The organism is Nocardia sp. FDAARGOS_372, from assembly GCF_002554515.1.
Lineage (GTDB): Bacteria > Actinomycetota > Actinomycetes > Mycobacteriales > Mycobacteriaceae > Nocardia > Nocardia farcinica.
In genome coordinates this window covers 5,588,029-5,609,161 of sequence record NZ_PDDW01000001.1, presented here as the reverse complement: position 1 = coordinate 5,609,161, position 21,133 = coordinate 5,588,029, and the positions used below count along the sequence as shown (strand labels likewise).

General features: G+C 74.8%; 1 protein-coding gene. It reads right to left on the bottom strand.

Annotated elements, in window-relative coordinates; genetic code table 11:
* Window positions 1-92: 92 nt before the first annotated feature.
* Complete coding sequence (locus CRM89_RS26115) at window positions 93-21,128, bottom strand: hypothetical protein (RefSeq protein ID WP_098086549.1); 21,036 nt, start codon at window positions 21,126-21,128, stop codon at window positions 93-95.
* Between the last annotated feature and the right edge of the window lie 5 nt (window positions 21,129-21,133).

Here is a 21,133-nt window from a genome sequence, read left to right as displayed (position 1 = left end):
GCGAGCGGAAGGCCTTGTGCCGCTGGTTCATCGCCGTCGCCGACGCCCAATCCTGGCACAGCGGCGGTGATCGGCTCGGCCGGTCGCCGCCATCAGGCGAACATCCGCGCACGCCGGTCCGGATCGGCCCAGACCTCGCGGATGAACCGGCCGATGTCGAGTTCGGCGGGCACCGTCCGGTAGGTCAGCGTGCACAGCACCGTCTCCCCCGCGCTGATGGTGAACGTGGTCTGCCGCTGGGCGCCCGCGACCCAGTTCACCGTCACCGGGCCGTCCAGATCGATGCTCTGCTGCCCGACCCGCGCCCGCAACCGGGAGTCGTGGCGGTACAGCACCACCGGCACGCCGGCGAGCTCGCCGTACACACCGGACTCCACACCCGTGCGCAGCGACGTGGCCTGGAGTGCGCCGGTCTCCGGGTCGAACTCGGCCGAGACGCCGAAACCCGAATGCGGGCGGACCAGCAGCGTGGTGGGTTCGGCGGCATCGGGGGGACGGTAGCCGTCGGCGCCACGACGCCGAGCAGCGCCCGCGGGGTGCGCGCTCGCCCCCGGCATGCCCGGGACACCGGGCGGCATCATCGGCGCCGCCGTCGCGGGGTGGCTCTGGTCCTGGACCGGTGGGGGCGTCGGCGTACCGTGCGGCCATCCGCCGGAGCCGTTCGCCGGCCACCGGTCCGGCCGGTCGCCGCCCTGGGTGGGGGCGCCGGTGCCGGGGGTGGCGCCGGACGTCGGACCGTTCGGTCCCGCGCCCGGCGGCAGCCAGGAATCCGGTGGGTTCCACCGGCCGGGAGTGTCCGACGTGTGCGGTGTACCGGGCGGGGCGCCGTTCGGCTGCGGTGCGTGCGGCGGCTGCCAACCGTTCGCGGGCGGTTGCCGGCCCGGACCGGGCACGTCGCCCGGTCCCGTCGGGCCGGGATACGACGGCCGGTCACCGGGCGGGATCGCACCGGGGAACCAACCATCGGGGGGAACCTCGCCGGGGAACCATTTACCGGGCGGCACGTCACCCGGCGACCACCCACCAGACGGCACCTCACCCGGCGACCACCCACCAGACGGCACCTCACCCGGCGACCACCCACCAGACGGCACCTCACCCGGCGACCACCCACCAGACGGCACCTCACCCGGCGACCACCCACCAGACGGCACCTCACCCGGCGACCACCCACCAGGCGGGCAGGTGTCGGCTGGGAGCTGCTGGTCCGGCGGTCGGGTGCCGTCGGGTGGGCAGGGCGGGTCCGGCTCGGCGGGGGCCGGCGGGCACGACGGGTCGGGTGTCGGCGGGGCAGGGGGCACCGGCGTGGAATGCGCGGGTGGACTGTCCGCGCCGGGCAGCGGCGGGCAGTCCGCAGCGGGCGGCAGCGGGCAGTCCGTGGCGGGCGGGGTCGGCGGGCAATCGGAACCCGGCGGATCGTGCGGCGGGTCGTGCGGCGGATCGCCCGGACCGGGCTCGGTGGGCGGGTCGGGCAACGGCCACGGTCCGGGGTCCCGCGGCGGGATGATCCCGGTCGGCGGCAACTCGATGTCGTGGTCCTTGGGCGGGTGCGGGATGTGCGACCGCATGGACGACCCCGGCAGCCGCGGTGGACGGGACGCCGCGGGGCTCTCCCCGGTGCCCGGTTCATACGGACCCCCATCGGCGCCTCGAGCACGGCCGCCCTGGTCGGCGTCACCCTCCGAGCGGGTTTGACCGTCCGTCCGTGCGTCACCGTCCGGGCGGGCATCCCCCTCCGGCGGTGCGTTCCCCTCCGTCCGCGCGTCACCCACCGTCCGCGCGCCACCGTCCGTCCGCGCGTCACCCTCCGTCCGCGCGTCAACCTCCGTCCGCGCGTCAACCTCCGTCCGCGCGTTTCCCTCCGTCCGTGCGTCACCGTCCGGACGGGCGTCACTGTCCGTCCCTGCGTCACCGTCCGGACGGGCGTCACTGTCCGTCCCTGCGTCACCGTCCGTCCCTGCGTCACTGTCCGTCCCTGCGTCACCGTCCGGGCGGACGTCACCGTCCGATCGGGCGTCACCGTCGGTCCGGGCAGCACCGTCCGAGGGGGCACCGTCCGAGCGGCGATCACCGTCGGTCCGCATGTCGCCCTCCGACCGGACAGCACCCTCCTCAGCGTCCGGCCCCGTCGACCGCCGACCAGCAGCACCGTCCGGATCATCACCGTCGTGCCGCACGCCGGGCTCGGACTCGGACTCGGACTCGGACTCGGACTCGGACTCGGACTCGGACTCGGACTCGGACTCGGCACCGAGGGTGGACCCGGTCCGCGGTGCCGCCGAGCCCTCCGTCGCCGATGCGTCGCCCGGCTCCCCGCCGTCCGGCACCTGAGGTCCCTCGGCGGAATCCGGCACCTCGCCGGGCCCGCGGCCACCGACCGGCCCGGCGCCGTCGACCCGGTCCCGCGCCTGCCGGTGCCCCTCGTCGGCGGACAACTGCCCGCTGCCGGTCGTCGACTCGGGGGACGGCGTCTCCGCCGGCCGGTGCGGCGCATCGGCTTCGGTGATCGGGTCGCTGTGTTGGGAATCAGCGGGGGGCCCGGGCGACCTCGATTGAGTCGTGGACTCGTCGGCCTCGGTGTCGGCGGAATCACGTGGCGTGGGCGGCTCCGGCGGCCACACCCGGCGGTCGCCCGGATGTGGTGGGGCGCCGTCGGTCGCGGGATCGCCGGGCCGGGCGGTCTCGCCGGGTGGGAGCTGGGCGGAGCGCCCGCCGGGCGGCCCGGTTTCGGGTCCGTCGGGGGCGGGCAGGGCGGTGCCGCGTTCACCCGGCGGAGTCCAGCCCGGGTCGACGGGCAGGGGTGCGGGGGCGTAGGGGATGCCTGCTCGCCAGTCGGTGAGCGGGGGGCGGTCGGCGTCCCAGTGGTGGCCGAGGCCGACGGCGTGGGTGTTGGCCTCGCGCCAGCCCGCGGTGGGATGACGGCGCAGGAACTCCGATTCGGCGAGGGCGTCGCGCAGGAGCACGAAATCCTGCGGCAGCGGCCTGCCCGTGCTCAGGCGGTGCCACGCCTCGGCCACGTCGGCCAGGCGGTCCATCGGGCGGCGCACGTAGCCGCCGCCGGGGTCGGTGTGGTCGCGCACCCGATGCTCGTCGCGCATCAGGTGGTCCTTGATCTGCTGGATCTGCTCGCGGGTGAACACCGGCACGTCGTCGCGCATGTGCTCGGCGAGCAGGCGGGCGATCGCGTCCTCGGGGGTCTCGCCGGGGCGCAGCTCGGCCGCGAAACTCGCGGGCTGGTCCGGGGCGAGCAGGAGCTCCCTGATGTCCTCGACCGTGGACCGCACGGCCGGTGGGTCGGCGGCGGCGAAGCGGTCGGCCAGGTCGGCGGCGACTCGATCGATGTCGGCGGCCACCATGGCCAGTTGCGCGTCGATGTCGCCGACCGGGTCGATACCGCGGTGGCTGTCGACCAGTTCGGCGCGCACGACGTCGACCACCTCGCGGGCCAGCTCCCGCTGCCGATCCCGCCGATGCGCGTCCAGGCCCTCGACGATGGCGTCGACATCGGAGTCGTCGGCGAGGAACCGCTCGTACTCGGCGTCGGCCCAGTCCTGCACGCGCTGCCAGTCGGCGACCTCGCGGTCCCACTCCGCGCGCAGTCCTTCCGGAATGTCCACCCGCTCCGCGGGCGGGGCGTGGTCGGCGACGTCCCAGGCCCGGAACATCGGCTGCACGTTGCGTTCCGGCGGCGCGAACCACTGGTAGTCGCGGAACACGGTGCCGAAGGGTGGGATGTGCCGCAACCACGGCCTGGCCTGCACCCAGCGGCCGATCTCCGGATGCCGCTGGATCCACGCCTGCACCGCGGGGTGTTTGGGCACCTGCGCGGCCATCAGGATCAGGCGCACCACGTTGTAGGAGTCGGCGCCCCAGTGCTGGCCGAACACCGTCGCGCCGTCGGGCACGCCCGCGGTGCTGTACTGCGAGGGCGCCATCGGGGCGTTGACGGGCAGCGTGCTCTCCGGGATCTGGCCGGGCGGCACGTCGTCGGTGGGCAGCGTGATGTCGTTGACCACGTCCTCCATCGCCCAGCCGCTGACGCCGTCGGGCGGGTCCTTGGGCGTGAACTTCTTCGGCAGCGTGCCGCTGTCGCGTCCGGTCGTCCAGTCCGGCCGGGTGGGATCCACCGGATGCCAGGTGCCCTCGGCGTCGCGCCACCGGGTCATGTCCAGGCGACGGCCGCCGACACCGCCCGCGGACAACCGCTCCACCTCCGGCGGTGGCATCGTCTCCGACCGCACCTCGCCCCGGCGGTCGGCGAGCACCCGCCGGTATTCGACGGTCGTCTCGGGGCGCACGACGGCCTGCGCCACCGGCGCGGCGGTGCGCAGCGCGGCCTCGAAGGCCCGATCGTGTTCGGCCCGTGGAGACTCCGGGTCGGGACGCGGGCCGAACACGACGATGCGCGGCCGCTCGCCCTCGACGATGCCGACCCGGTCGGTGACCATCCGTCCGCCCTCGGCCTCGATCTGCGTGCGCCACGCACCCGCCAGTCCGGCCATCTCGTCCTGCAGCCGGCCGATCCGGTTGTGCGCCCGTGCCACCTCGGGTGCGGCGTCGGCGAGCGCGGCGATCGCACGCAACCGCGCGGGCAGTTCGTTCACCGGCAGGGCGCCGGAACGCAGGTCGGCGGCCACCCGCCCGCGCAGGTCGGCGAGCGTGCGGTCGAGATCGCGGCTCAGCGCGGGCTCGTCGGGTGCGCCGGTGTCGTCGACGACGCCCAGGCGCAGCGCCAGATCGTCGCGCATGGCGCGGCGCGGTTTGATGCGGCGTAGTTCGGCGGCACGCTCGCGCGCCAGCGTGTCGAGGCGGTCGGCGACCTCGGCGGTGGGCGGGCGGTATTGCGCGATGCCGGCGTTCTCCAGGTCGGCCAGTCGCTGTTCCACCTGCCTGACCTGTTCGGCGAGATCGTCGAAGCGACCGGTGGTCTCGATCAGTTTCTCCAGCGCGCGACGGCGTTCGCGCACGTCGTCCGGGTCGGCGAGCCTGCGCTCCTGGTGACCGACCTCGTCGGGTCCGGCGGGGATGTCGATCAGATCGGTGCGCGCCTCGGCGTAGCGGGCGCGGATGGCGTCGTCGCGGCTGTCCGAGTCGCGCGTGGTCCACGGCGGGTCGTCGGTGCCGAGCAGGTGTTCGGCACGCTCGTCGGCCTTGGCGCGGACGAACTCGCGCTCCCGCACCAACTCCCTGTGCTCGGCGAGCAACCGGTCGTAGTCGTCGAGCAGGCCGATGCGGGCGGCCAGCAGGGCGGCATCGGCGTGGGCCTCGAGGAAGCCCGGCACCAGATCGACCAGCTCCGCCAGTGCGGCGACCTGGTCCGGCTCGGACAAGTTCCAGGTGGACAGTTCCCGCACGGTGGCCGCGATGTGGTCCGGGTCGAGTGCTTCCGGCTCGCGGATCGGCAACCGCTCCCCCAGCTCCCGGATCCGGGCCGCCAGCTCGTCGCGGCGGGCGAGGGCTTCCGCGTGCGCCCGGCGGGCCTCGGCCTGGGCGGAGTCGCGCGCGCCGGGATCGTCGGCGCTGTCACGTGCTGGATCGTCCCCGGGGTTCGCGGGTTCCCCGGCTCCGACGCGGGTGTGGTCGCGTTGTGGCGCGTCCGATTCCGGTGCGGTGGCGGGTGGTTGGCCGACCGTGTCGCGATCCGCCGTCTGATCACCGCGATCGGCTGCGGACGCGGGCGGGTCGACGAGGTGAGCGCTGATGGCGCCGTTCTCGTCGATGGTGAGGCGCAATTCGCGGATCTCGACGCCGGGCAGCCGGAGCAATTCGGCCAGCGCCGGGTCGGCGGCCAGGGCATCGGCGAGCGCGGCGCCGGTGTCCGCACCACCCCATCCGGCGACGAGATACCGCGGCGGTTCACCGCCGAGCACACCCACGCGCGAGCCGACCAGGTGCGCGCCCGCTGCCCGTAGCGCGTGCTGGGCGTTGGCCGTCAGCAGGGCGCCCGCGAGCCGCTCGATCCGCTCGGTCGCCGCCTCGACGGCCCGATCGTCGCCCGCGATCCGGGCGGCGTCCCGTTCCCGGACGGCCGCTTCGATGTCGGCGGCGAGCCGGTTCGGCACCGCGTCGCGCCGCTGCGATTGCGTGTCGGCCGCGGGGGGTGCAGTCGGGTCGGCGGCCGGCCGCGTCGGCGCGGCAGGCCGGGGCTCCGGCGCGGGATCGACCGGTGTGGTCTCGGACGTGCCGACACGATTTGTGGACTCCGACGAGGCATCGGCACCCCTGGCTTCCGGCGGCGCGACCCGGGACGCCGAGTCCGTGGACTCCGCGGTGGTCGCGGACTCCCGCGCGCGGTGCGCATCGCCCTCGTCCCCGGGGTCTCCCCGGTCACCGGCGGCCGGCGGGGCGGCCGGGGGTTGCGACGGCGGCCCCGCGGGCGGCGCGGCGGCCGGTGGGTCGTCGCCCTCGTCCTCGTCGGGGGGAGGTTCCTCGGTGCGGATGGTCCCGTCCGGCCGCGCTGGGCTGGTCTCGCCGTATTCACCGGTGACCTCGGGCGACGGGGCGGCCCGATCGTCGGTGGTCCCGTCCGGCCGCGCTGGCCGTGAGCCGGACTCGCCATCGTCGGCTATGCCCTCCGGTGACAAGGCGGCCCGGTCTTCGGCACGGATGGTCCCGTCCGGCCGCGCTGGCTGCGGGCCGGACTCGCCGCCGTCGCCGGTGACCTCGGGCGACAGTGCGGACGGGTCGTCGGCAGGGGTGGTCGCCGCCTCCGATGGTCGGTGCGGAGCCGTGTCGGCTGGACGGGTGCGGTCCGCGCCGGGGCCGGGTGACGCGGCATTGCCCGGTGTGCTGGGCGGGATTGGGGGCGGGGTCGGGCGGGTGGGTGGGGCTTGCGGGCCGACCGGTGCGGGTGCGTAGGGGATGTTCGCGCGCCAGTCGGTGAGCGGTGGCCGGTCGGCGTTCCAGTCGTAGCCGAGGCTGATCGCGTGCTGGTTGGCGTCGCGCCAGGTGGCGATCGGGTTGTCGCGCAGGAAGTCCGACTCGGCACGGGCGTCGCGCAGCAACAGCAGGTCCTGGGGTAGGTGGTCGCCGTTCATGAGGCGGTGCCAGGCCTCGGCTACGTCGGCGACGGCGTCGAGGCGGCGGCGCACGAGGGTGCCGTCCTCGGGGTCGCGGATCAGATGCTCGTCGTGCATCAGATGGTTCTTGATCCGCTGGAGTTCCTCCCAGGTGAACTCCGGTTCGTCGGCGCCCAGCTGCTGAGCGACGAGTTCGACCAGTTCGTCGGGGCGCAGCGCGTCGGCCGGCCTGCCGACCACCGCCAACAGGTCGGTGACCAGCCGTGCCGCGTCGCCGGGTTGTTCGTCGGGCAACGTCCCGGTGAGTTCGGCGATGATCGCCTCGACATCGGGGTCGTCCTGGGCCGCCAGTTCGCGCAGGCGCTGGATCAGATCCTGTGCCCGGGCGGCGCGGTCGGCCCGGGCGGCCTCGGTGAGGTTGTCGAAGATGGCCGCGAGATCGTCGTCACCCATGTCGCGGAAGATCCGGTACTGCTCGTCGGCCCAGGCCTGCACCCGCGCCCATTGCTCGCGTGCCGCTTGCTGCCGGGCGCGGTACTCGGGGCCGAGGTTGCCGTCGTCGGGGATGCGGTCGGCGGCATTCCACTCCCGCACCATCGGCTGCACATCCGGCCGCGGCGCGCGGAACCACGGATGCCCCTTGAACCCCGGCCGAATCCGGCCCGGATTCGCGCTGTCGCTGTACCAGGTGAAGCCCGACAACTTCGCGGACTCCAAGATGATCCGCATCGTGTGATAGAAGACGTCGGCGAACGGCAGCGAGTAGCTCGGCACGTCGCCGGGCGGCATGCCACCCGGGATCGTCGGCAGGAACGATTCGTTGATCGCGCCGGGCGGCGCGTTCGACGGGTCGACGAACGGGTCGACCACGGCGGCCTGGAACGGATTCACCGCCCACCCGCTCACCCCCTCGGGCAGGTCACGCGGCTCGAACTTCTTCGGCACCCCGCTCTCGTCCCGGCCGGTACTCCAGTCCGGACGCGAGGTGTTCACCTCGTGCCATTCGCCGGCGCCGTCGCGCCAGCGGGTCAGGTGAATACCCGGTCCTCCGTTACGCGGTGGGGCGTCGACGAATTCACGGCGCGGGGACGGCAGATCCACCGGCTGCCAGGTGCCGTCCCGGTCTGCGACGATCTGCCGGTACTCGATCGTGGTCTCCGGTCGCACCATCGCCTGCGCCACCGCGGCACTGTGCCGCAGCGCCTCCGCCAGCGCCGCATCGTGATCGGCGAACGGCGCATCCCACCGGCCGCGCGGACCCACCACCACGATCCGCGGATTCGGTCCGTCCACCAACCCCACCCGGTCGGTGATGCCGCGCGCACCGGCGGTATCGAAGATCTCGCGATCGGCTCCCGCCAATTCCGCCATCCGGTCCTGCAACCGGCCGATCTCGTTCTCCCGGCGATTCACCTGATCGGCGGCTTCGGCCAGCAATTCCAGGTTGCGGGCGCGCAGTTCGAGTTCGTCGGCACGGACCTGGCGACCGGCCACTTCGTCGAGCGTGGCCGTCAGATCCTCCGGACCCAACCGGTCCGGATCGACCCGCAGCCGGGCTGCGATGTCGTCACGCATCACCCGCCACGGCTTGAGCGCCAGCACTTGCCCGGCCCGCTCCCGGCCGAGTCGTTCCAGCTGGGCAGCGACCTCCGCGGCGCGCGAGCGATCCGGCAGACCACGTGCCGCTTCGAGCGCGGCGATCCGGCGGTCGACCTCGGCCAGCGCGTCCGAGGCGGCGATGAACCGTTCCGCCGCGTCCTGGAGACGGAAGATCCGCTCCCGCCGTCGCGACAGCTCCGCCGAACCCACCAGCTCCGACGTCCGCCCCGGCAACTCCTCACCGGTCCCCGCGGTTTCCCGAGTACCGACCACCTCACCGAGCAAACGCTGCAACGTCGGCTCCAGCCGGTCCGGACCCAGCTCCCGATCAGGATCGGCCAGACCCAACCGATCCGCCCGATCGTCCCGCTTCGCCCGCCAGAACTCACGCTCGGAGGTCAGTCGGGCCTGTTCCCGCAGCAGGGCTTCGTGGTCCGCGTCCGGGGTGGCGGCCGTCCGCAGGTAGTCCAGCATCTCGTCGAGACGGGCGACCTCGGCTTCGGCCTCGGCCAGATCGCGCACCCGCCGGTCGAGGACGTCGGCCTCGGTGGTTGCGGCGTCGGTGGTCGGGTCGTCGGCGGTGCTCCGGGCGAGGTCGGCGATCTCGTCGCGCAGCCGCTCGGCCCGGTCCGCCGCCTCGGCGCGCCGCTCGCGCAGACCGTCGAGTTGCTCCCGCAGCCGGCTGCGATGCTCGTCCGGCTCCCGGCTCGGCGGTGCCTCGGCGGTGGATTCCGGCGTACTCCAGGTTTCCGGCGTGCGGGGCGGGGCGATGGGGGTGGCGGTGATCCGGCCGGTCCCGTCGACCTCCACCAGCCGGTAGTCGATCTCGACGTTGTTGCGGGCCAGCAGCGCCCTGGTTTCCGGCGGCAACAGCGCGCCGGGGTCCGCGAGCGGCGAGGCGATCAGGACCCGGCGGCCATCCGGCGACAGTCCGACGCCCTCACCGATCATCCGCACACCCTCGGCGTCCAGGACCGCACGCGCGGCCAGGACACCCGCGGTCATCCGCGCGTCGTGTTCGGCGCGGATCGCCTCGGCACGCTCTCGCATTGCCGCACGGATCGCCTCGACCACCCGGCCCGCCCGGTCGGCCAGATGGGCCGCCTCGGCCACCGCACGCTGATGCCCGTCGACCTCGTCCAGCGCCACATCCCACCGGTCGCGCAGCTCGTCCTCGCGGGCGCGGGCCTCGCGCAGATGCTCTTCGGCGGCGCGCACGACCTCCTCGACCGACAGATCCGCGCGATCGATCGGCAGCTCACCCACCTGCCGCAGCAGCTGCCGTTCGATATCCGCGCGGCGTGCGGCCGCCGCGGCGGCCCGTTCACCCAGCGCGCGCAACTCCCGCGCCACCGCCTCCGACGGTGGCGCGACCTCCTGTCCGGGCCCGACCGGCGACCATGCGGCGGGACCGTCCCGCTCGGCGCTGTCACCCGCCGCCGGTTCGCCCGTGGACCGTCCGTCCTCCGATACCGGCGCCACATGGTCTGGGACCGACTCCGGGGCGGCGGCGGACGGGGCGGCGGGGGGACGCGAGGGTGGGTCCGCGGGATGGCCCGCGGCACCGTCGGTCCCGTCCTCCGGGTCGGTGGGATAGTCGCGATGGCCGCCGCGCTCGGGGTGGTGCGCGCCGTCGTGCCGGGTGTGATGCTCGCCGCCGGTGGGCGTTTCCGCGCGGTTGTCGGGATCGTCCTCGGAGCCGCGGCGGGGATCGACCTGTCCCTCGGTGGCGGGGTCGGCCGGCGCCCAGGGCAGAGCGACTCGGCGGAGTAGTTCGTCGAAGAACTCGTCGTTGCGGCGGCGTTCGTCGGCGCGCTGCTCGGCGAGGCGCCGATCGATCGCGGCGAAGGCGTCGTCGACATCGCGCTGGATGCCCTCGAACTCGCGCGCCACCGCACCGTTGCGCATCCGCGCCGCCCACTCGGCCAGCTCCGCGCGCATCCGCGCGTTCCACTCCTCCTGCTCGGCCAACCGCGCCCGCAACCACTCCGAGGGCTCGTCGGGGTCGGGCGCGCCCCGGGTCGGCGGATCGGACGGCGGGCGACCCGCACCGCCATTGGATTCCGTTGTGGGCGAGCCGGTTTCCTCCGGAACCACGGGCCGCGACCGCGCGGGTGCGGCGCTCGCCCGTCCGTCGTCCGCCGATGGCATGCCCTCGACCGGGTCGGAGACGGCCGCGGGCAGCGCGGTATCCGGACGGGCCTCGGAGACGCCTGCGCTCTCGGCCGGAACCGGTGGGGTCGGAGCCGGTTGCGTCGGTGGGCGTTCGCCCCGTGTCGGCTGAGGTTCGGCCCGCGAGGTGGGAAGCTCGGGCGGCGCCGGCGGAAGTTCGGGACGCGTCGCCTCGGCCTCGGGATGGGGTGGCGAAGCCGAATCGTCCGGGGGCTCCGGCGTGGCTGGCGCCGGCGAGGCGGGCGGGCGGTCGGGCTGTCCCTCCGGCGACTCCGGCCTGCTCGCCGGAGGTCCGGCGGCGGGCGGGGCTTGCGGGCCGACCGGTGCGGGTGCGTAGGGGATGTTCGCGCGCCAGTCGGTGAGCGGTGGCCGGTCGGCGTTCCAGTCGTAGCCGAGGCTGATCGCGTGCTGGTTGGCGTCGCGCCAGGTGGCGATCGGGTTGTCGCGCAGGAAGTCCGACTCGGCACGGGCGTCCTGGAGCAGCAGGATGTCCTGCGGCAGTGGCTCGCCGGCGAGGAGGCGATGCCAGGCTTCGGCGACGTCGGCGACGGCATCGAGCGGCCTGCGGACGAGGGTGCCGTCGTGCGGATCGCGGATCAGGTGCTCGTCGCGCATCAGGTGGTTCTTGATCCGCTCGATGTCCTCGGCGGTGAAGGTCGGCCCGCGGTCGGCCAGCTGGTCGGCCACCAGTCGGGTGACCTCGGCGTGGTCGGCGGGGTCCATCGGCCTGCCCACCACGTCGAGCAGGTCGGCCACCAGGCGGGCGGCGTCACCGGGTCGTTCGTCGGCCAGCGCGCCCGTGAGGTCGTCGACCAGCGCGTCCACCTCCGCGTCGCCGCGCAGTACCGCGCGCACGCGGTCGATCAGTTCCCGCGCGTGCGCGATCCGGTCGGCGGCGGCCCGGTCGGCGAGGTTGTCGGCGATGCGGGTGATGTCGCTGTCGTCGGCGCGGAAGGTCCGGTACTGCTCGTCGGCCCAGGCCTGCACCCGCGCCCATCGCTGCCGCGCCGCCTCCTGGCGGTCGAGGAAGGGGCGGGTGAGGTTGCCGTCGTCGGGGATACGGTCGGCGGCATTCCACTCCCGCACCATCGGCTGCACGTCCGCGCGAGGGGCGCGGAACCACGGATGTCCTTTGAAGCCGGGACGAATCCGCCCGGGATGTTCGCTGTCGCTGTACCAGGTGAAGCCCGACAACTTCGCGGACTCCAGAATGATCCGCATCGTGTGATAGAACGCGTCCGCGAACGGCAGCGAGTAGCTGGGGATGTCGCCGGGCGGCATGCCACCCGGGATCGTCGGCAGGAACGATTCGTTGATCGCGCCCGCGGGTGTGCCGCCGGAGGGGTCGACGAACGGGTCGACCACGGCGGCCTGGAACGGATTCACCGCCCACCCGCTCACCCCCTCGGGCAGGTCACGCGGCTCGAACTTCTTCGGCGCCCCGCTCTCGTCCCGGCCGGTGTCCCAGTCCGGCCGCGCGGCGTCGACGTGGTGCCATTCGCCGTCGCCGTCGCGCCAGCGGGTCAGGTGGATGCCGGGCCTGCCGTTGCTGGGCGGTGCATCGATGAACTCCCGGCGCGGCGGGGCGAGATCGACGGGCCGCCAGGTGCCGTCCCGGTCGGCGACGATCTGCCGGTACTCGATCGTGGTCTCCGGCCGCACCATCGCCTGCGCCACGGCACCGCTCCGGCGCAGCGCCTCCGCCAACGCCGCGTCGTGATCGGCGAACGGCGCATCCCACCGCCCGCGCGGACCGACGACCACGATCCGCGGATTCGGCCCGTCCACCAACCCCACCCGATCGGTGATCGGACGAGCGCCGGCGGCGTCGAACAACGCCCGCGCCGACCCGGCGAGCTCGGCCATCCGGTCCTGCACTCGGCCGATCTCGTTCTCCCGCCGATTCACCTGTTCGGCGGCTTCGGCCAGCAACCGCAGGTTGCGCATCCGCAACTCGATCTCGTCCGCGCGCACCCGACGGTTCGCCACTTCGTCGAGCGTGGCCGGCAGATCCTCCGGACCCAACCGGTCCGGGTCGACTCGCAGCCGGGCCGCGATGTCGTCACGCATCACCCGCCACGGCTTGAGCGCAAGCACCTGTCCGGCGCGTTCGCGGCCGAGCCGGTCGAGCTCGGCGGCGACCTCGGCGGTGGGGTGTCTGCCCGCACCCGCGCTCGCCGCTTCGAGCGCGGCGATCCGGCGGTCGAGCTCGGCCAGCGCGTCGGAAGCGGCGATGAACCGTTCCGCCGCGTCCTGGAGACGGAAGATCCGCTCGCGCCGTTGCGACAGCTCCGCCGAACCCACCAGCTCCGACGTCCGCCCCGGCAACTCCTCACCGGTCCCCGCGGTTTCCCGAATACCGACCACCTCACCGAGCAAACGCTGCAACGTCGGCTCCAGCCGGTCCGGACCCAGCTCCCGATCAGAATCGGCCAGACCCAACCGATCCGCCCGATCGTCCCGCTTCGCCCGCCAGAACTCACGCTCGGACGCCAGGGCCGCCCGGTCGCGCAGCAGCGCGTCGTAGTCGTCGGGGCCGCCGTCCGGTCGCGCAGGCGGCGCGGTCGGCTCGGGGGTGACATCGGTATCCGGTTCGGCAGGTCGCGGACGGACCGGCTGCTCCACCGAAGTGTCCGGCTGCCGCACGCGCGGCCGGGGTTCGGCGGCGGACCGGGCGGGGTCCGGTCGAGCACTCTCCGGCCCGGTGGCCGGTTCCGCCTCCGCCGCGGGCGGGCGCAGGTCGGTCACGGTGACCCGGCCCGCCGCGTCCACCGCCACGAGCCGATAGTCCACGGCGACACCGCGGTCGGCGAGCATGCGCCGCACCTCGGCGGGCATCACGGCGTCCGGCCGGGTCAGCGGCGAGGCGACCACGACGCGTTGCCCGTCCGGCGCGAGGCCGACGCCTTCGCTGATCATCCGCGTGCCCTCGGCGGTCAGTACATCGCGGGCGGCCAGCACACCCGCCGTCGTCCTGGCCTCGTCCTCGGCCCGTACCGCGGCCGTCCAGCGGCCGACCTCCGCGCGCAACGCACCGACCGCGCGCACGGTCCGGCCCAGCTCCGCCTGCGCCGCCCGCAACTCGTCGAAGTACCGGACCATCTCCTCGCGCGGCACCGCGGTCCGGCCGTGCAAGGCTTCGACGCGTGCTTCGGCCGCGGCGAGCAGGTCGTCGGCGAGTCGCGAAAGCTGGTGGGGCGTGCGCCCATCCGGGTCGATCCCCGCCTGCCACGCGAGGTCGGCGAGGCGTTCCTCGGCCATCCGGCGGGTCGCGACGGCATCGGCGATCCGCTCCCCCGCCCCGGCCAGGTCCCGCCGGGCCCGGTCGGTGGTCGGCTGGTGCGTCCGCGCCGGGCCGTCCGCGGTCCAGTCGCGCCCGGTCGATCCGGCGCCGGGATCGGGCTCGCCGGGGTCCGGTCCGGCCGACACCGGCGGTTCGGAGGGCGGCTTGCCCGCACCGCCGTCCGCGGCGAGCGGTGGCGTCTGGGCCGGGGTGGACGGTGCCCCGGGGTCGTCGGAACGCCCTGCCGGCCCGGGGTTCTCGACTCGCACGACGGCGACGCGGCCGGACTCGTCGATCCGCAGTTCCCGCACCGTGACCTCGGGATCGGCGAGCAGCCGCGCGAGCTCGGGGTTTCGCCCAGCCGCTTCGGCGAGCAGCGCCCGTACGTCCGCGCCCCCGCGGTTGGCGACCACGACGACCGGCCGCGCGCCGTCGATGACACCGACCCGGTCGGTGAGCGGCCGCGCATCGACCCCGGCGAGCGCGTCCCGTTCGATCGCGGCGCCGATCTGCTCGCCCAACCGGTCGATCCGCTCCCGGACGGCTTCGGCCCGCTCGCGGTCCCCGGCGGCCAGCGCGTGCTCGCGGTCCCGGACGGCGGCGTCGCGTTCGGCGGCCAGGCGGTCCAGCTCCGCGCGCCGCTGCTGCGCGGCGGCGGCCCGGTCGGCATCGGCATCGCCGGCTCCGTGCTCGGCGGGAAACTCCGGTGGATCGACGGCGTCGGTGCCGCGGTCGCGGTCGACCGGGCGCGTCGGGTTGTCGGTGTCGCGCGAGGTGAACGGCGGCATGCCGAGCGGCCTGTCGGTCCGGCCGCCCTCGGATGGACGAAGGCCGGGCGCGGGCAACGCCTCCTCCGGGCGCAGGAATCGCACCGTGACAGCGGTGTTCTCACCCAGCGGGCCTTCCAGTCCGTCGGGGCCGAATTCGACTCGGGTGAACCCGAGTTCGGCCGCCAGACGTCCGGTGAACGTCGACAGGGCCGCTTCCTCGGGGGTGGCGAAGGTGTCCTGGATCGCCGCGTTGAAGGTGGCCAGCTGGTCGTCGAAGCCACCCTCGGCGAACCAGTCGTCCTCGATGGCGCGGACCGCGTGCCCGAGTTCGCGCATCATGTCGGCGAACATCTCCCGGCCCGAGGGCGTGGCCCGGCCCGCCCGTATCTCGTAGTGCAGCACGCCGTCGGCGTCGACCACACCGGAGATGCCGTGGCGGCCGGTCCCGCCGTACCGGTTGACATACACCAGGTCGTCCTCGCCCGCGTCGACCGGCAGCCCGGGGTCGGGCGGCGGGGCGGGGCGGGCGTGCTCGGCCAGCGCGTCGAGAGTCGCGAGCGCACCGTCGAGCCAGCGGGGGCGGCCGAGTCGCTCGAACTCCGGGCGCAGCGCCGCCACCCGCTCGCGCAGATCGGCCATCTCACGATCGGTGAGCGGATGCTCGACAGGTTCGAGGGCGCCGTTCGCGGTGGCGCGCAGGAAATGGGAGGCGAAGGGGCTCAGCGTCGCCGGGGTGACGGTGCCCTCGAAGGCACGGTGGTTGCCGATGCCGTGGATGCCGCCGTCCGAGTCGACCATCCAGCCGCTCGCATCGCGGTCGGGCACCCCGGCCAGCGCGTCGGCCAGGCCGAGCGCGCGGCCCGCGTCGGAGTCCAGCGCGCCGAGTTCGTGCGGGTCGAGGAAGCCCGGCCAGCGCTGGTGCGCGGTCACCCCGGGCACCGGGCGCAGGTAGACGACGTTGCGTCCGGCGCGGAACGCCTCGGGCACCGGCGCACCGACCGCCCGCGCCAGGGCCGAGAACAGTTGCTCGGCGTCGGCGTGCCGGGAGTTGATCATGGTCTTGCGGATCAGCTGGGTGCCGTCGGCGAAGGTGACCAGCTCCACCCGGCGGGCGCTGTTGACCGAGGTGCCCTCGTGCCGCATCTGCGCCGACACCTCGCCGGCCGCCAGCGCCGTGCGCACCAGGGCGTCGAACGGGCGGATGCCGTGTGCCCGATCCCAATCCGCGCCGTAGGCCTCGCCGTAGGTGATGCCGGTCGGATCCGCGGGCAGGTCGGCCACCAGCGGACGCAGTGCCCGTAGGCCCGCCTCGTTGGCGCGCCGGTCGAGGTCGTGGGCGGGCGCGTCGGGGTGCTCGCGGACGGCGGCCGCGCGGGCGGCATCGAAGGCGCGGGTGTAGGCCCGTTCCAGGTCCGTCACCGGCAGGTCGTGCCCGGCCGCGCGCAATTGCAGGCGGGCCACGATCTCGAGCGCGTGCGCCCTGGTCTCCTCGTCCAGCATCCGGCCGACGTACTCGGCTCGCGGCAGCAGCATCCGCTCCCGGGCACCACCGGGGGTGTCCCGGGCGTGCGCGGTGTCGGCGTGGATGGCGCCGTGCACGAGCGCCACCATCTGTTCGGCGTCGGTGGCTCCGACGTCAAGGCGCAGGGTGCGTCGGGCGGGCAGGTAGCGGTCCGCGCCGTCGGAACCGTAGACGACCTGCACCCCGGCGCGGTCGAGCACGTCGTCGGCCCACCGCCCGACCTCGGTGGTGCCCAGTTCGGCGCGCACCCGGGCGATGCGGGCATCGGCCGCCGCTCCCGCCGGATCCCGCGGTGCCACCGCGTCTTCGGGCCGATCGGCCGACCCCTCGGGGCTCGGACGCGGGTCGACGCCGGGCATCGCCCGCGGATCGACGGCGTCGAGCAAGACGCGGCCGTCGTTGTCGACCCGCACCTCGAACGGCTCGACCTCCGCGCGGTCGAGCAGGGCGGCCAGCTCCGGATCGGTACGGGCGCCGTCGAGAACAGCGGGATGTTCTCCGGGCGGCGCGGCGACGAGCACCCGGTCGGGTTCCCCCGGGACCAGCACGATCTGGTCGGTCAGCACCCGCGCGTCCGTGGTCGACTCGGCGCGCGCGTGCACGTACTCGCGCGCGGCCCGCAGACCGAGGTCACGGGACCGCTCGTCCACCGCCCGCTGGGCGGCGTCGCGCTGGTCGGCCAGACCCGACAGGGTGCGCAGATCGTGTTCGACCCGGCGCAGTTCGGCGGCCCGCGCCGGATCGCTGTCCCTCGCCCGCCCGCCCGCGGCGAGATCGGCGAGCCGCTCGGCGATACTGGCGTCGAACACCTGCCGCGGCGCGGTCGCGTCGACATCGACGGTCGCGGCCAGCGCGGTCAACCGTTGCGAGATGTCCTCCAGCGCAAGGAGGTCGGCGCGCAGCGCGAGCACGGCGCGGCGCAGGTCCTGCACGACGCCGGCATCGGTGGGCCGGAACACCAGGTCCGCGGTCGGCGCGTCGGCGCCGTGGGCCGGTGGTAGCCGCACCCGGTCCCATGCCTCGCCGTAGAAGCGGGTGTAGGTGACGCCGTTGTCGAACTCGTAGTCCGCCAACGGGCCGCGCAGCGCGTCGACCGCCACCTCGTGGGCGATCCGGGCGACCTCGGCGGGGGGCAGCTCCGGCTCCGAGCGCGACAGACCGAGTTCGGCGCGCTCGTAGGCGTCGGTGTAGACCGCCTCCAACTGGTTGGTGGGGATGTCGAAGCCCAGCGTGCGCAGCTCCCGCGCCAACTGGAACCGCCTGCCGGTGGCCGCGGCCTCCTCCTCGATCATCGCCCGCACGTAGTCGTCGCGGCTCATCGACCGCATGCCGTCGCGGGTGTGCGCGGTCTGCCCGTCCACGAAGCGCTGGGCGTGCACCGACTCGTGCGCCAACGCCAACGCCTGGCGCAGATGACTGTTGCCCTCGGTGAACGCGACCGCCGCCAGCGCGCCGCGCCGGAACGAGCCGACCCGCCCGTCCTCGGCCCCGCGCTCGTAGGCGTCGCGCACCGGCCCACTGTCCAGCGTGGCCAGGATGTCGCGGCCGGTGGGGGTCAGCGCGAGCAGTTCGCGGATCTGATCGCGGTGCTCGTCGGCGGAGCGGCCGATGCGCGCGCCACCCTCGCCGACGAGATCCGCCAACGGATGGGCGGCGTCCTCGGGCAGCGCATGGCCGCCCGCGTCGAACAGGATCGCGTGCACACGGCCGAGCTCCGGCGGCACGACCGGGGGGAAGCCACGGCGCACGCCGGTGGCGGGGTCGCTCACCACCACCGAGCGCGCGCCCGTGGCCGGATCGACCTGGACCGAGAGGACGTAGGCGTGCGCGCCGACACCGTATTCGTCGACCGGCCCGCGGTATTCGTCGACCACGAGCGCCCACGTGGCGGGGTTGTCCTCCGACAGCAGCAGGTCGGCGAGGGCCTGGTGGCGCGGTGCGGATGGGTCGGCCGGGGTGGGCACGCCGTGCAACCGGCCCCCCGCGTAGTGCTCCAACTCGGCGGCCGACAATCCCTCCGGGCCCACGTCCTCGGGAACGCGGATGGACGTGCTGCCGGTCGCGTCGGCGATCTCGCCCAGCGACAGCGGAGCGCACCGGCCGCGCCGGGCCGGATCGGAATCGTGGTGGGGAGCGCCGACGCGATCCGGGTCGCTCGACGTGCCCCCGTCCCGGTTCGGATCGTCGGCGCGCGGGGTGGTGGGTGCGTCGGTGCCGGCGCGCGACGGACGCGCCCGGTCGTCGCCCGCGACGCGGTCGCTGTCCTCGGGGGTGGGGCGTGACGCCGGGCGGTCGGCGCCGTCGGTGCGGCCCGCGCGCGGTGCGGCGAGGTCGGCGACCAGCGGCGGGACGGCGAGCATGCCCTCCGGCGGCACCTGGACGCTTTCGGCGTCCTCGGAGGAAACATCTTGTGCAACAGGGCGTTCCGCGAGCGGCGCCGGTGCGTCGGCGTGCCGGGCCTGCACACCGCCCTCGCGGCCGAACGGCGAGGTGCCGTCGGCGATGCCCGCGCGGGCCGCCGGTGCGGCCGACGGGCGGGCCGCCGGGCCGGGCGTCTGGCGGGATTCCCCGGGGGCGCTCGGCCGGTCGGTGCCGTGCTGGCCGGGGGTGTGCTGGGCGAGCGATCCCGCCGGGGATGAGCCGGTGCCCGGGGTGGTGCCAGGTGTCGAACTCGCCGGTACGGCGCCGGTGCCGGGTGTGACCGCGCTCGGTGGCGCGGCAGCCGAGAGAGCGCCCGGCGGTGGCGGTGTCGCGGCGGGGATCGGGGCGGCGCCGGGGAAGCCGAACGCGGTACCGGTCGGCTGCGGTGCGCTGTCGGGCCGGGCGGGCGCGGTCCCGTCGAGGACGCGCGGGGCGGCGGTGCCGTCCGCGCTGCCGCCGGTCCGTCCTTCGGGTACCGAGGTCGACGGGTGCCCTGCGTCGCGCGGGGCGGCCGTGTCGGCGGGGGCGGTATCGGCGCGCGGCGCGCCCGTATCCGACTGGATCGCAGCCGGGTTCGCCTCCGCGGCGGCGTCGGACCGAGGGGCTGCGGCGTCGGCGCCCGGCGCGACACCCGTGTCCGAGGGGGTTGCGACGGGACTCGCCTCCGGTGCTGCGTCGGGCCGAGGCGCGGCGGCTGCGGCGTCGGCGCCCGGCGCGGCACCCGTATCCGAGGGTGATGCGGCCGGGCTCGCCTCCGGTGCGGCGGTCCGGGCGCCGCCGTCTGCCGATTCGGGGGTCGCGGCGCGGTCGCCCGGTGTCGACGGGTCGAAGCCGTCCCGCGTCGCTTCCCCATCGGTCGCGCGCTGCCCGTCGCCGGCCGTGTCGGTGCCCTCGGCGGGACGGCCGTCCGCGTCGGTCCGGCCCGGCCCGTCGGACTCGCCCCGGGTGCCTGTGTCGCCGTCGTCCTGCGGGGCGTGGTCCGCCGCGCGGCCCGGCGCGGTCTCCCCGTCGGCGGGTGCGGTGCTCCCCTCCCCCCGCGGTGTGGTCGGGTCGGCGGCGCCGGTCTCGGGCGGTGTCGCGCCCGCCGCGGGCGAGGTCTGGCTGGCGGGTTCCCCGGCCGGCCCCGCTTCGGGGGCGGCGGTTCCCGGCGCGGTCGTCTCCGGCGCGATCCCGGCGCGGTCGGCGCCCGCGCCGGTGCTTCCCGCCGGGTCGGTGCCGTTCTGATCGCCTCCCACCGGGCCGGTGCCGTTCGTGTGGCCGCCGTCGGCGTTGCCGGTGCCGCCCGGGTCGGTGCCGTTGCCCGCCGGATCGAATCCCGGTGGCGTGCCGCCGATCCTCGGTTCGGGACGCGGCGGGTCCTGCGACGGCGCGGGATACCACTCCGGATGCCGGTTGTGGTAAAAACCGTCCGCCATCGCCCGGCTCGCACCCGACATCGCACCGTTGGAGACGCCCGCGGTGAGCATGCGCGGGTCGAACTCGGTGTTCTTGGCGTTCTCCCAGGCCTTGTCCCAGCCGTCCTGGTAGGCGTCGATGCCGAACTGGGTCGCCACGCTCGCGGCGAAACCCGCGCCCGCGCCCACCGCGCCCGCCGTGGCACCGGTGACCGCGCCGCTGAGCCAATTCGGCATGGCGTCGGGCAGTTTCTTGGCGATCCAGTCGCCGAACGGGCTCGCCGCCGCGCCGCCCGCCGCCGAGCTGACGGCGGTGACGGCGACCTGCTCCCAGTTGATGTCGGGCCTGCGGCCGAATTCGACCTGGTAGGCCTGGATGCCGACTTCCTGGAAAGTGCCGATGAAGGTGTCGATGGCCATGTGCCGCACCAGAAATGTGGCCACCTTGCGCCCGACCAGGCGTGCCGTCCACTGGATGATCCGGTTCATCACCTGCTGGGCCAGGATGCGGATACCCACCCGGGTGACACCGATGGCGGCGGCCTGTACGGCGGGCGCGGTCGGCGGGAAGATCCACGCGGCCGCGATCTCGGCCGCCAGAATCGCCAGCGACGTGATCATCATCAGCTGGGCGTATTCGATCTCGGTGCCCACACCGTCCGCGGATTCGGCGATGAGGTCGAAGTTCTCGGCGAGCTTTTCCAGCGACTGATCGCCGCTGCGCAGGTCGTCGAACATCGTGACCATCTTGTCGATGCCCTCGCCCTGCGGATACGCGGCGAGGGAGGCGCTCTTGGCGGCGTCGATGTCGTCGAGGATCTCGCGCAACCCCTGGGCGGCCGTGCGCCAGTCGTCGGCGATCCCCCACATCCCCTCGGGCTCACCGGCGGGCCAGTCCGAGCCCGCGACCCACTCCAGCCACCGGAGATAACCAGGCAGCTCAGCCATCAGCG